Here is a 12,922-nt window from a genome sequence, read left to right on the forward strand (position 1 = left end):
CGTTTTACCTCTTGTTGTTATCAGGTGCTAAAGGGCAGATGAAATAGTGACAAGGTGTCGCTCGCCTTCAACACCAGGAACATTTAACTTGTGAATGCCATCAATCTTATACTGTTGAGATAATTCGTCCAGTTCTTGCTGTGGATACTGTCCTTTAAGCGCATAAAATTTGCCCGCTGGCTTCGGTAGGTGAGCACACCAACTCAGCATATCCTCCAGCGAAGCAAATGCACGGCTCAGTACCCCGTCAAATTGACCTTCCAGTTCATGGTAGTCTTCGACCCGGCTGTGTACTGCCGTGACATTGCGGATATCTAACTGATGGCAGGCCTGACGAATAAAGCGGATCCGTTTTCCCAGACTATCTAACAGCACAAATGATTTATTTGGCTCAGCAATAGCCAATGGCAAACCCGGTAAACCTGGACCGGTCCCGACATCGATAAAGTGTTCGCCGGTTAAAAAGGGAACCAGCACCAAGCTATCAATAATATGCCGCCGCAACATTAGCTGCGGTTCACGGACACTGGTTAAGTTGTAAGCACTATTCCATTTATTTAACTGTTCAACCAACCCGACCAGCTGCGCAAGCTGCTCGTCCGTTAAATCGTTAAGGCTATCAATATCAGTTTCTTTTATCAGTTGAGCTAACTGTTGTTTTAATTGAGTGTCAGGCACTTTTACGCAATAGTCCTTGTTTTTTTAAATGTACCAACAGCATTGAAATCGCGGCAGGCGTTATGCCTGATATTCTTGCTGCCTTACCCACGGTTTCCGGTTGATGAGTATTCAGTTTAGCAACCACCTCATTGGATAATCCTTTAATACCTGCATAATCAAATCGGGCAGGTAACAGGGTATTTTCGTGACGCTGCTGTTTTGCTATTTCGTCTTCCTGTCGTGAAATGTAGCCAGCGTATTTTGTCTGGATCTCAACTTGTTCGGCCGCTGCCGGATCCTCAAGGCCTGGTTCAAAAAAACAGGTCTTGACCAAATCAGAATAATTGATCTCCGGCCGCCGTAATAGTTCCAGCCCATTGACTTCTTTGGTAATAGGGCTTTTTACCAGGGCATTAATGGCTGCCACCTGCTGATGGTCTTTGTGTACCCAAGTATCTTTTAAGCGCTGTTTTTCCTGCTCAATCGCTTCCATCTTAATGTTAAAAGCATGCCATCTCTGATCATCAACCAGACCCAGCTGACGCCCTTTTTCGGTTAACCGAATATCCGCATTGTCTTCGCGCAATAGTAACCGATATTCGGCCCGCGAAGTGAACATGCGATAGGGTTCCTGGGTCCCTAAGGTGGATAGATCATCGATTAAAACGCCGGTGTAAGCTTCGTCACGACGCGGCGACCAGGTCTGCTGCCCCTCGGCCCGCAAAGAAGCGTTTAAGCCAGCAATCAGGCCTTGTGCTCCGGCTTCTTCATAGCCGGTTGTTCCATTAATCTGACCGGCGAAAAATAACCCGCTAATAAGCTTGGTTTCAAGAGATTGCTTTAAATCCCGCGGATCAAAATAATCGTATTCGATAGCATATCCGGGACGGGTAATAACTGCGTTTTCAAAGCCTTTAATTGAGCGTACCAGTTGCTCCTGAACATCAAAGGGAAGACTGGTCGAGATTCCGTTAGGATAAACCTCAAAGGTGTTTAACCCTTCTGGCTCAACAAAGATCTGGTGACTGTTTTTGTCAGCAAAGCGTACGATCTTATCTTCAATCGACGGACAATAGCGCGGGCCGACCCCGTCAATCAGGCCAGAGTACATTGGCGAACGATCCAGCCCCGAACGAATAATATCATGAGTCTGTTGATTGGTATGGGTGATATAACACGAGATCTGTTGTGGATGATCATCTCGTGAGCCCATATAGGAAAATACCGGCGTCGGCTGATCTCCGGGTTGTTCCTGCATAACTGAAAAATCAATAGAGCGACTGGCTATTCGCGGTGGTGTCCCGGTTTTTAACCGCTCCACCCGTAAGTCCAGAGACCGCAGTCTTTTAGCCAATGCATTGGCTGGAGGATCGCCGGCTCTGCCACCTTGGTAATTATCCAGACCAATATGGATTTGACCACCAAGAAACGTTCCTACAGTTAAAACGACATTGTCAGCGTAAAAGGTTAATCCCATCTGGGTTACAACACCTTTCACCTGATCGTTTTCGACAATAAGATCATCACAGCCCTGTTGAAATAACGTCAGGTTGGGTTGTACTTCCAGAGTATAGCGGATCGCCTGCCTGTACAGCTGACGATCGGCCTGAGCCCGGGTAGCTCTGACAGCAGGGCCTTTGGACGAATTTAATGTTCTGAACTGGATACCGGAACGATCTGCTGCTTTAGCCATGATCCCGCCCAATGCATCAATTTCTTTTACCAGATGTCCTTTGCCAATTCCGCCAATAGCCGGGTTACAGGACATTTGGCCCAGAGTATCAATATTGTGCGTGAGCAATAAGGTTCTGCTACCTCTGCGGGCCGCTGCTAAGGCGGCTTCGGTACCGGCATGGCCGCCGCCAACAATAATGACGTCAAAATGTTGTGAACGGGTTCCTGACATGTGGTTTAGACCTATGACTTAAGGAGAAATACAGCCGGCTATTTTAGCGCGAATCGTGGTGGATCTAAAAGGTTATTTTTTGTTCATTAGATAATCGTTTAATAAAGGAAAATAAATAAAAGAAGATCAGTTTTAGATCTTTAAAGATCTTTTATTATTATTACTTCTTAGTAGCGTTTTTCTGTGAATAGATCGTTGTAGGCCAGATTTTATAAGCAGTGTAGCGGGATCAAAAGATGTGCGTAAGATCCCTTAAGACCGGATCATAGATCGTGGATAAGTCGATCTTTATGCACAGGGTGACTTATCCCCACAGCTATACCCAGTCAGAGGACAGCCCTTAACCGAGTTTATACCGGATCTAATCACAGTTGCCGCAAACTGTGTGTAAGTTAGTGGATAGGATCATCCTGTGTAAATTCAGGCCTTATCAACTATGATCCGTCTTGTGGGTAGGATCCTAATAACTGGATCCAGTTTGGTAGCCACTGACTAACGCTGGTTTCCGGATCATCTTTAAGCATGTCGATCTCCAGTGGAGGAGATAAACGGATGGCGCCAAGGTCGCGCAGCCGTTTGTCTAAATGGTGTCCGGCTGCACAATAGGTGTCATAGCACGATTCACCAATAGCGATCACTGAATAAGGTAACGGGGTAAGCTGATCAAGCTGTTCTAGTTGATGGTAGAACTTAGTCATTGATTCGGCGTAATCCCCGGCACCGTGACTGGCTAACAAAGCTAACCAGGGTTGGTCTTGGGAAATTTGAGTTAAATCAGGCTGGTAATGCAACTGAGACAGGATATTCTGTTGTTGGAGCAGGTCAGCCGTGTAATCAGCCAGAAATTCAGTATTGCCTGAAGTAGTGCCGACAAGTATTTGTATTGTTTTCATAAACTGAAGGATACCCAATGCAGATTCAGAGCGGACTAATATAACAGTGTACAGGAGAGAAGCTATGTTCAGATCATTGATAGTCTTTGCCTTGGTGTTGACGTTTGGCCATGTTTCAACGACACAGGCAGAAGGTATTGAAGCACCAAAGCAGGTTGACGATAAATTATGGGTTATGGGCGTACCGGACCAGAAAGATCTTCAGCACTTTGCTGAGCACCAGGGCCAAATCGTTATTAGCCTGTTAAGTGAAGACGAGGTGCATGATATGACCGATTTGCATTGGTACAGCCAGCAAAACTTAGCGTTTTATAATATCCCGGTTGACGGCAGCAAGGGGGTAACCTTCGCTAATGCCCGATTGTTAGATAAACTATTGTTGCAGCACAGCGAAAAAAATATCCTGGTTCACTGCTCTTCGGCAAACCGTGTAGGCGCGTTGTTTGCGCTCAGAGCTGCATGGCTTGATGGTAAATCGACAAGTGATGCGTTAGCGCTGGGCCGCCGCCATGGGTTAACAGATTTGGAAGAGCACGTAACTGAGATGCTGGCGCAATAAACAAACAGCAGGGTCTGGTAGCCGGGTATGTGGTATGTCTATTTAGTGAAGTGCTCTGACAGCAGTTACTACTGTGGTATTACCACTGACCTGGTACGCCGTGTCCGTCAGCACAATGGTGAAATTAAGGGCGGGGCACGGTATACCAGAACACGTCAGCCGGTAAAGCTTGCTTATTATGAGCAATGCATCAGTCGTTCTTGTGCGGCCAAACGTGAATATCAGATAAAACAATTGGCGGTAAATGCTAAACGAGCACTTTGCCGCAATTCCAGCAAAGTTCAAAGTTGCTGAAATTTATCTCATGACAGTGGTTACAGAGCTGCTCGACGCTTTCTTCCTGTTCGTAAGCTTGTAAAATTTCGCGAGCCTTATCATAGTCTTCTGGCTTAACTTTTAGGGGTGTTTCGATAGCATCGGCAGGTAATTCACCGATACCCCCGATCATACCGTTATTTTGCATTTGTACCGTGATGGACTGGCTTTCAAGTAAACCTTTTAGTAGCCCGGCTTCGATTGGGTCCTTTGCATAATAGGCAACAATCCACTCATCATTCATGCTGGCTGACCTGGTGTTGGACACGCAACAGGTATTGCGCGGCTATGACTTTGGCTTCCACGCCAAGAGAACCGGACATTGCGTAAAGCTTAAATAGACGGTGATAAAGCCTGGCCCGGTAGCGTTGTAACTGGTTAGTGGAAACAAGTTGGTTATTTAAGTTTTTTAAGTCGTGTTCAAGCGATAACAGTAACTGTTGTTGGCGGCTGCGTAAATCTGTTGGAAACATTAAACGGTAGCTGGCCATTGCGACTAGTGGAGCGGTGATCACTGCAAGGGCGATACTGGTCGCTTCACTGACGTTAAACTGATAATGCAAAGCCGGTTGCATTAACAGTAAGAAAACCAGATTAAAGTCCATTGCTCCGGCCGCGGTTTTATTATGTGACATGGGTAACCCGGCTAACAGGATAATCGGCATCAAAGACAGCAGCATAGTGAGCACTGAATTAGTTTGAGGCCAGATAAAGGCTTGCATCAATAAGGCGGTAATGGCTCCTGCTGATTGCCCAAGGAAAACGTAATACATGGTTTTAGCGGGATTGTCGGCGGTCGAAAATAGGGTCAGCATTACTGATGCCCCCAGTAATAAATACGCCACCTGAAACCAGCCGGTATAGGCCCAGATACAACTGATTATCGACATTGTAACCAGAGTTCTAATGGCTGCTTGTTTTGCTCCCCGCCAGTCCCGGTGCAACAGCACCGATAGTTGGCGCACTGAATTAGCCGTTTTGCCGGTATCCCTGAATTCCAGCCGCGCCCGAGTTGCGTCAACAAATTCATGCCAGTATGGATACAATGGAGCATGGTCAAAGTTAGTTAACGTATCTTGTAAATGCGCATTGATCCGTGATGTCTTATTGCTGATCAGTGCCTGTGAGCATTTATGTAAGTATTCACTTAGCTCATCAGACTGAATAATACCTTTGATTTCCAGTTGAGCAAACAGCCCCATTTGAGCATTAAGCACCTGGCGGATAGTTTTTGCCGATCGGTGTGCTGCGGGTGAACCGCTGCCATGGTCTACCAGCTGAGACTCTAACAGGGCTAATTTTGATAACCGATCATGACTATTCAAATGCTGTAAAGAACCTGACTGATAGGCTTCTGCCAGCAGCTTCAAGTTTTCTGCAGTTTGTCGCCGGAATTGGTTAACCAGAGTTTGCTCGGCACGTGAATAGGTAAACAGCCAGCCAATCAGCAAAGCCGTTAAAACGCCGACAAAAACCGTCAGCAAGCGGTCGATTCCCAGTGGTAACCAGGCATCGGGGGTTCTGCTGAGTAAAGCAACCATTGATGCTGAGTATCCGGCTAAAATGGCACCATAGGAAATCAGGCCGTGTAGCAGGTTGCCAACATAAACACAGGCAGCGACCCAAAAGGTGAGTCCTAAAGCTAGCTGTAAAACATTATCACCGGCGGTGACAACCAACAGCATACCGATGACGGTGCCTATTAGGGTACCTAGCGCCCGATAAGCGGCTTTTTCGAGCAGTAGCCCTCGGGTGGGCTGCGATACAGCCCAGACAGTCATAGCAGACCATTGCGGGTGCTCAAGACCCAGTGACCAGGCTATCAGTAGTGACAGGCAGGCTGCTAGCCCGGTCCGGAAGCCGAAGCGAAATCGGGTGTAATCAAAACCAAGCTGAGAAAACTTACTTTTTAGTGCTGTCATCGACTAATAAAGCAATGGCTCCGTCACCGGTAATGTTACAGGCCGTGCCAAAACTATCTTGTGCCATATAAAGCGCAATCATTAAAGCAATAGCGGTTTCGCCGAAACCTAACATTGAACCCAGCAGACCAACTGCTGACATTACAGCTCCGCCCGGTACGCCTGGTGCTGCGAGCATGACAACGCCCAGCATCATAATAAAAGGCAAAATGGTCAGAAAAGAAGGAATAACCAAGGCGTTATGCAACACGATTACGGCGATTGTGCAACTGACAATGGTAATGGTTGAACCGGCAAGGTGAACCGTTGCGCACAGGGGCACGGAAAAATTAGCGACGTTATCGTCTACATTATTTTTGCGAACACTTTGCAAAGTAACCGGTATCGTCGCTGCGCTGGACATAGTACCTAACGCGGTAAAGTAGGCAGGCAACATGTTTTTAATCAGTTTTAACGGCGACTGGCGGCTTTTTATTCCGGCAATAATAAACATACTGGTGATGTAAACCCAGTGCAAAGCAACAGCTAATATAAGAATAACGCCAAACGTTTTTAAGGTGGTAAACACATTTCCGGCAACCGCCATTTCGGTAAAGACGCCGGCAATGTAGAAGGGCAGTAGCGGAATAATGACCTTGACGAGTAACAGCTCAATAATATCACGCCCTTGATCAGACAGTTGTTTCAGTTGTTGCGCGCGGGTACTGGCAATGCCAAGACCAAAAATAAATGCCAGTACTAATGCCGACATGACACTCATCAAAGGAGGAACTTCAAGGGTGATAAAGGGCTCCAGGGTTCTGGTCGCAGTGTCAGTCACCGTTCGTGTATCGGCTTCTAATAAAGGGACCAGCAAGCTGGCAACAAAAAACGCTAAAATACCAGCCGTTACGGTTGATAGGTAAGCAATCCCCAGAGTTTTGCCAAGGAGTTTGCCGGACTTACTGGGCAGGCTTGCAATCCCACTGGTAATGAAAAACAGGATCAGTAGAGGGATAGTGAAAAACAATAACTGGCCGAACAGGCTTTTAAAGGTAATAAGAAGCTGGCTGAGCCAATCCGGAGCAAATAAACCAATGACAATACCACCGGCTATTCCGGCTATTAACTTAATGATGAGTGACATAGTAGATTCCGATAGTTGTTAGAATGATTTTTTGTTGTCGGTAAGTGAGGCTATTTGCCGATACAGAAAGATCCAAATATTTGCCCCAGTAAATCATCTGAGGTGAATTCTCCGGTAATTTCATTAAGGTGCTGCTGAGCTAAGCGTAATTCTTCTGCCAGTAATTCACCAGCTAAATTCAGCTCGAGTTGTTCCTGACCTTGTAATAAGTGGGTTTTGGCCTTGGCAAGAGCATCCAGATGCCGCCGGCGAGCCATAAAGCTGCCTTCTGCGCTGACGGTGTAACCGATACAGTGCTTCAGATGCTCTCGTAAAAGCTCAATGCCGTTTCCTGTTTTGGCGGAGAGCTGAAGCACGGGAATACCGTTATGTTGATCAACACGAACCGATTCCTGCGTCAAATCAACTTTATTCCGGATAACAGTAAATGGCATGTTGTCCGGTAGTTGAGCAAAAAACTCGGGCCATATATCTTCAGGGTGAGTGGCCGGAGTCTGTTGGCTGTCGACCATAAATAGAACGCGGTCGGCCTGACGGATTTCTTCCCAGGCCCGTTCAATGCCAATTTTCTCGACCTGGTCGGGTGACTCGCGAAGACCGGCCGTATCAATGATATGTAACGGCATACCGTCGATTTGTATATGCTCGCGTAAAACATCACGAGTTGTGCCGGCTATCTCAGTTACAATGGCTGACTCGCGGCCTGCCAGTGCATTAAGCAAACTGGATTTGCCTGCATTAGGGCGTCCGGCTATTACGATCCGCATGCCTTCACGCATTAATGCGCCCTGGCGGGCTTGATCTTCTATCTGGAATAAATATTCCAGAATGTCGGTTAGGTCGGATGTTACTTTTCCATCAGAAAGAAAATCAATTTCTTCATCGGGGAAATCAATTGCGGCTTCAACGTACATGCGCAAATGAATAACGGCATCAACCAACTGATCAACTTTGTGGGAAAACTCGCCCTTTAAACTTTGTAAGGCTGCTTTAGCGGCTTGTTCCGAGTTGGTTTCAATTAGGTCGGCAATCGCTTCGGCTTGAGTCAGATCCAGCTTATCATTTAAAAAAGCACGTTCGCTGAACTCACCCGGACGGGCTGGGCGGACACCCGGAATCTCCAATATCGCTTTGATAATCATATCGATGAGTACAGGACCGCCATGGCCCTGAAATTCTAATACATCTTCACCGGTGAACGAGTTAGGACCCGGAAAATAAAGGGCTATACCCTCGTCTAGTAGATCGCCGTTGACATCCCGGAAGGGTAAATATTCGGCTTTTCGGGGTAGCGGGCAGTGTCCGAGTAGGCGTTGTGCAATATCAGTGCAGGCTTTACCACTAACCCGAACAATACCGACGCCACCCCGCCCGGGCGGTGTAGCCTGGGCGACGATGGTGTCACTGCTGTGTTCATCAGTAAGCATAAAGGTTATTTACCGCGTACGTTTATGCCTTTCTTCTCCAGCCCTTTGTATATGATCAGCATTTGAGCAATGGTAATCAAGTTACTGACCAGCCAGTACAGTACCAGGCCGGATGGGAACCAGAGGAAGAATACGGTAAAGATAACCGGCATGTACTGGAACAACTTCTGCTGCATTGGGTCGGCAGTAGGCGTTGGTTGCAGTTTCTGCATTAAGAACATGCTGGCGCCCATTAAGATAGGCAAGATGTAGTAGGGATCTTTAGTAGAGAGATCCTGAATCCAGAAGATAAATTCCGAGTGACGCAGTTCAACACTCTCTAACAATACCCAGTACAGCGCCAGGAAGATAGGTAACTGTAACAGCATGGGTAAACAACCTCCCAGCGGATTGACCTTCTCTTCTTTATACAATTTCATCATGGCTTGCGACATTTTTTGCCGGTCAGAGCCATACCGCTCGCGTAGCGCCGTCATTTTAGGCTGCAGCATGCGCATTTTGGCCATCGACACATACTGTGCCTTGGTTAGCGGGAATAAGACTGCTTTAACAACCACCGTGGTTAAAATAATTGCCAGACCCCAGTTAAGAACAATGCTCTGTAAGAATTGCAGTAACTTAAAGATAGGCTGCGCTAACCACCACAAGAAGCCGTAGTCGACGGTCAAATCCAGGTTCTCGGCTAAGGCGGCCATCGAGTCCTGGTCTTTCGGCCCAAGGTAAACCGTTGATTCAATGCTATGGCTGGAGCCGGCATTGACTTGTTGCATAGGGTAAATTACCCCGATGATCGCTTGTGAGTTACCGGCAACGCGGGAAAACAGACGATTATCCTGTTGCTGAGTAGGTATCCAGGCCGATACAAAATAATGCTCTAACATGCTGACCCAGCCTGTTTGAGTGGCGACGTTCAGGCGTTGGTCTTGCATGTCGTCAAAGTCATATTTCTCAAACTTGTCGTCATCATGAGAGTAGGCCGCACCAAAGTAGGTCGGCATAATCATGCTGCCGCCTTCTCCGGCAGTCATGGTTTGCTGAAGCTGGCCATAAAACTGAACTTGTTTCGCTTGCTGGCCTTGGTTTTCTATTTCGTAGCGCACATCAACGTGGTATTTGCCGCGCTCAAAGCCAAACACTTTGGTGATTTGACTGCCGTCTTCAGTAACGTAGGTTAAAGGAACCTCAAGTCGTTTGCCTTCGAGACTGTATTCGGTTTCTTCCACCGAAAACTGAGCCCGGCCGCCCGCGGAGTCAATGCCGTCGGGTCCGATAAGTCCTGACTGGGCAATGTAGAGTTTGCCCGGGCTGCGCTCTAATAATTTAAAACGGTCTTCAGCATTCAGTGACTCAGCAAACTGCAATAATTTGGCTGAGACGATATCGCCGCCTTTGGCGTCGATGACTATATCTAACACATCGGTTTTAACTTCTACGAGTTGGCCCGTCTTGCGCGCTGCAGCGGGCTGATCACTATCCGGAACGGTTGAATCACCTGCCGCATTTCCCTGAGCTTCGGGCACGACATTAGTATCCGCTTCTGAGGTTACTGAAGTCGTGTTGTTGTTGCTTGGTGCCTGTGTTCCCGGTGCAGTATCCACCATCCAAGTCTGGAACAGGAAAAAGGACACCACTAAGAAAGCAATAAAAAGTATTGAACGTGGCGAATTCATAGTGATTTCGTCTCTAGGTTGCTAATGTTCGTGTGAATGATTCGATTTAGTTTGTGCTGAATTATTCTCAGGCACCGGATCAAAGCCGCCTTCGCTACCAGGATGGCAACGGGCTACGCGTCTGATTGCTAAACCAACTCCTTTGATTGTACCGTGTTTCTCGATTGCCTCACAGGCATAATGCGAGCACGTTGGATAAAAACGACAACGTGGTCCTAACAGGGGGGATATAACCCACTGATAGATTTTGATTAGTGCGATTGGTACTGTTCGCAGCGCTTTGCCAATTTTCGCCATAAATAATTCAATGTGTTACTGAGTTCTGAGTTATTAAGGTCAACAATACCGCTCTTTGCTATGACGACAATATCAAAGTTGGGAATTTTGTGCTGCCGTAAGCGAAAGGTTTCGCGTATTTGACGCTTGATTCGATTACGCTGAACCGCTGTTTTAGCGCGTTTTTTACTAACGGTAACACCGATTCGGGGATTACTGAGATGATTGGGCACAGCTAACATAGTGATCTGTGCAGTGACAGCTTTTACGGGAGGATTTGAAAATACACTGTCAAAGTGAGAGGGAGTTAACAGGCGTAACTCCCTTCCATACGCATAATGAGTCACTGTGTGACCGCTAATAGACTTTATGCGCTCAATACTTTGCGACCGCGTGAACGGCGACGAGCGATCAGTTTGCGGCCATTTTTGGTCGCCATGCGAGCGCGAAAACCGTGCGAACGCTTGCGCTTTAATACGCTGGGTTGAAAAGTTCTTTTCATAACGTTAATTCCATCAGTCAAGGCTTAAATTTTAGAGCGCGGATCTTACCGATCTTTAGCGCGGCAGTCAACAATTATCAGGACGATAAATACACAAAAGTTATTTATAATAATCCACACGGCCCCCGCCGTACAACGGCTATATGTGGATAAAAGTTAAGGTTACTCACAAAATCGCGTTTTGCGAACAGTAAGCTATTGTCTCTTAAAATGCTCCCAAAAGGTAGCGTTAATCAGTGTGCTGCAGTACAATCAGATCATTGAAAATAATAAAACGAACGGAGACGTGGGTGTGAATAATTCGCTTTGGCAACAGTGTGCTGAACGTTTGCAGTCTGAGCTACCTTTGCAGCAATTCAACACATGGATTCGTCCTATTCAAGCGGACCATTCTGGCGACACCTTAACCTTATACGCACCGAACATATATTCAGTCGATTGGGTCAGAGATAAATATCTCAAGTCAATTAATAGCCTGTTGACATCGTTGACAGACAACAAACCACCAAAGATTGTGTTAAAGGTGGGCAATGTCAGCCAACCTACCAGCCGCGCGAGCACTCCGACCAGCCGCAGCAGAAGCACCGCCAGACGCTCAGGCCCAACATTTGGCAGCAGCTCGTCGGTTAGTGAACAGGAAGTCTTTGAAAGTAATATCCATCCGGAATATACGTTCGATAATTTTGTCGAAGGTAAATCTAACCAGTTAGCCCGCGCGGCGGCCATCCAGGTTGCTGAAAATCCCGGCGGAGTTTATAACCCGCTGTTTGTCTATGGCGGTACCGGGCTGGGTAAAACTCACCTGCTGCATGCAGTAGGCAATGGCATCATGGCCCACAAAAAAGACGCGAAGGTATTTTATATTCGTGCCGAACGTTTCGTTCAGGATATGGTGAACTCAATCCGTAATAGCTCCACTACTGAGTTTAAACGCTATTACCGGTCGGTGGATGCGCTGCTTATTGATGACATTCATTTTTTTGCCAATAAAAAAGGTTCGCAGGAAGAATTTTTCCATACCTTTAATGCGTTGCTGGAAGGTAATCAGCAAATCATTATGACCAGCGATCTTTATCCGAAAGAAATCGACGGCGTTGAAGATCGGCTAAAATCACGGTTTGGCTGGGGCTTAACCATCGCGATCGAACCTCCTGAACTTGAAACTCGGGTAGCGATATTGATCCGTAAAGCCGAAGAGCGGGGGCTGCATATGCCCCACGAAGTTGCTTTTTTTATTGCTAAGCGCCTGCGATCTAATGTCCGCGAGCTTGAGGGGGCTCTGAATCGCGTTGTTGCCAATGTTTCGCTAACAGGTAAAGCGATTACGATCGATTTTGTTCGCGAGGCGCTGCGCGACTTAATTGCTGCGCAGGAGAAGCTGGTCACTATTGATAATATTCAAAAGACCGTAGCAGAGTATTACAATATAAAGCTGGCGGACATCTTATCCAAGCGCCGAAGCCGATCAGTGGCCAGGCCCAGACAACTGGCTATGGCGCTGGCAAAAGAACTAACCAATCATAGCTTGCCGGAAATTGGCGATGCTTTTGGCGGGCGAGATCATACGACGGTGTTACATGCCTGCCGGCAGATTCAAAAATTAAAAGAAGAACAAAACGACATTAAAGAAGACTATCGAAACCTTATCCGTACGTTATCGTCTTAG

The 12,922-nt window shown here is 47.0% G+C and carries 14 protein-coding genes; 3 read left to right on the forward strand and 11 right to left on the reverse strand.

The features are described 5' to 3' along the window. Positions 1-27 precede the first annotated feature (27 nt). The 3 genes from rsmG to LG288_RS00195 all read right to left on the reverse strand — a co-directional run bounded on the left by rsmG (position 28) and on the right by LG288_RS00195 (position 3,459). Positions 28-678, reverse strand: a complete 651-nt coding sequence (gene rsmG, locus LG288_RS00185; protein ID WP_404400847.1) for a 16S rRNA (guanine(527)-N(7))-methyltransferase RsmG — start codon at positions 676-678, stop codon at positions 28-30. After that, positions 671-2,566 (reverse strand): tRNA uridine-5-carboxymethylaminomethyl(34) synthesis enzyme MnmG, encoded by a 1,896-nt coding sequence (gene mnmG, locus LG288_RS00190; RefSeq protein ID WP_404400849.1) that lies wholly within the window; start codon positions 2,564-2,566, stop codon positions 671-673. Before mnmG ends, rsmG begins: the two co-directional genes overlap by 8 nt. Before the next feature lie 434 nt (positions 2,567-3,000). Then, positions 3,001-3,459: a flavodoxin domain-containing protein gene (locus LG288_RS00195; RefSeq protein ID WP_404400851.1), complete on the reverse strand. Its 459-nt coding sequence runs from the start codon at positions 3,457-3,459 to the stop codon at positions 3,001-3,003. A 64-nt stretch (positions 3,460-3,523) separates the two neighbouring features. Here LG288_RS00195 and LG288_RS00200 point away from each other — a divergent pair, with 64 nt between their 5' ends. Both LG288_RS00200 and LG288_RS00205 read left to right on the forward strand, forming a co-directional pair. After that, entirely contained in the window at positions 3,524-4,018 is a 495-nt protein-coding gene (locus LG288_RS00200) for a serine/threonine protein phosphatase (protein WP_404400853.1), read from the forward strand. 27 nt (positions 4,019-4,045) lie between these two features. Continuing rightward, entirely contained in the window at positions 4,046-4,312 is a 267-nt protein-coding gene (locus LG288_RS00205) for a GIY-YIG nuclease family protein (RefSeq protein WP_404400855.1), read from the forward strand. On the opposite strand, the gene LG288_RS00210 is transcribed toward LG288_RS00205, so the two are convergent. From LG288_RS00210 to rpmH, 8 genes are read right to left on the reverse strand one after another with little or no spacing between them, the layout of a single operon-like run. Continuing rightward, positions 4,266-4,577: a DUF2007 domain-containing protein gene (locus LG288_RS00210; RefSeq protein WP_404400857.1), complete on the reverse strand. Its 312-nt coding sequence runs from the start codon at positions 4,575-4,577 to the stop codon at positions 4,266-4,268. The two genes, LG288_RS00205 and LG288_RS00210, sit on opposite strands and share 47 nt — an antisense overlap. Next, a complete protein-coding gene (locus tag LG288_RS00215) occupies positions 4,570-6,255 on the reverse strand; it encodes an FUSC family protein (protein ID WP_404400859.1) in 1,686 nt (561 codons plus the stop codon). The genes LG288_RS00210 and LG288_RS00215 overlap by 8 nt, the downstream gene beginning before the upstream one ends. Then, the gene (locus LG288_RS00220; protein WP_404400861.1) at positions 6,236-7,381 is read right to left on the reverse strand and encodes a dicarboxylate/amino acid:cation symporter; all 1,146 of its coding nucleotides are present in this window, start codon (positions 7,379-7,381) and stop codon (positions 6,236-6,238) included. Before LG288_RS00220 ends, LG288_RS00215 begins: the two co-directional genes overlap by 20 nt. Positions 7,382-7,431: 50 nt before the next feature. Next, the gene (gene mnmE, locus LG288_RS00225) at positions 7,432-8,808 is read right to left on the reverse strand and encodes a tRNA uridine-5-carboxymethylaminomethyl(34) synthesis GTPase MnmE (protein ID WP_404400863.1); all 1,377 of its coding nucleotides are present in this window, start codon (positions 8,806-8,808) and stop codon (positions 7,432-7,434) included. A gap of 5 nt (positions 8,809-8,813) precedes the next feature. Further along, entirely contained in the window at positions 8,814-10,478 is a 1,665-nt protein-coding gene (yidC, locus tag LG288_RS00230; protein WP_404400865.1) for a membrane protein insertase YidC, read from the reverse strand. A gap of 21 nt (positions 10,479-10,499) precedes the next feature. Continuing rightward, complete coding sequence (gene yidD / locus LG288_RS00235; RefSeq protein WP_404400867.1) at positions 10,500-10,775, reverse strand: membrane protein insertion efficiency factor YidD; 276 nt, start codon at positions 10,773-10,775, stop codon at positions 10,500-10,502. Next, complete coding sequence (gene rnpA / locus LG288_RS00240; protein WP_404400869.1) at positions 10,730-11,101, reverse strand: ribonuclease P protein component; 372 nt, start codon at positions 11,099-11,101, stop codon at positions 10,730-10,732. The genes yidD and rnpA overlap by 46 nt, the downstream gene beginning before the upstream one ends. 20 nt (positions 11,102-11,121) lie before the next feature. Further along, positions 11,122-11,256: a 50S ribosomal protein L34 gene (gene rpmH / locus LG288_RS00245; protein WP_404400871.1), complete on the reverse strand. Its 135-nt coding sequence runs from the start codon at positions 11,254-11,256 to the stop codon at positions 11,122-11,124. Between the two features lie 292 nt (positions 11,257-11,548). Between rpmH and dnaA the strand changes: the two genes are divergently transcribed. After that, the gene (dnaA, locus tag LG288_RS00250) at positions 11,549-12,922 is read left to right on the forward strand and encodes a chromosomal replication initiator protein DnaA (protein WP_404400873.1); all 1,374 of its coding nucleotides are present in this window, start codon (positions 11,549-11,551) and stop codon (positions 12,920-12,922) included.

Origin of the sequence: Idiomarina seosinensis, assembly GCF_044797955.1 — a bacterium.
In the GTDB taxonomy this organism is placed as follows: domain Bacteria; phylum Pseudomonadota; class Gammaproteobacteria; order Enterobacterales; family Alteromonadaceae; genus Idiomarina; species Idiomarina seosinensis_A.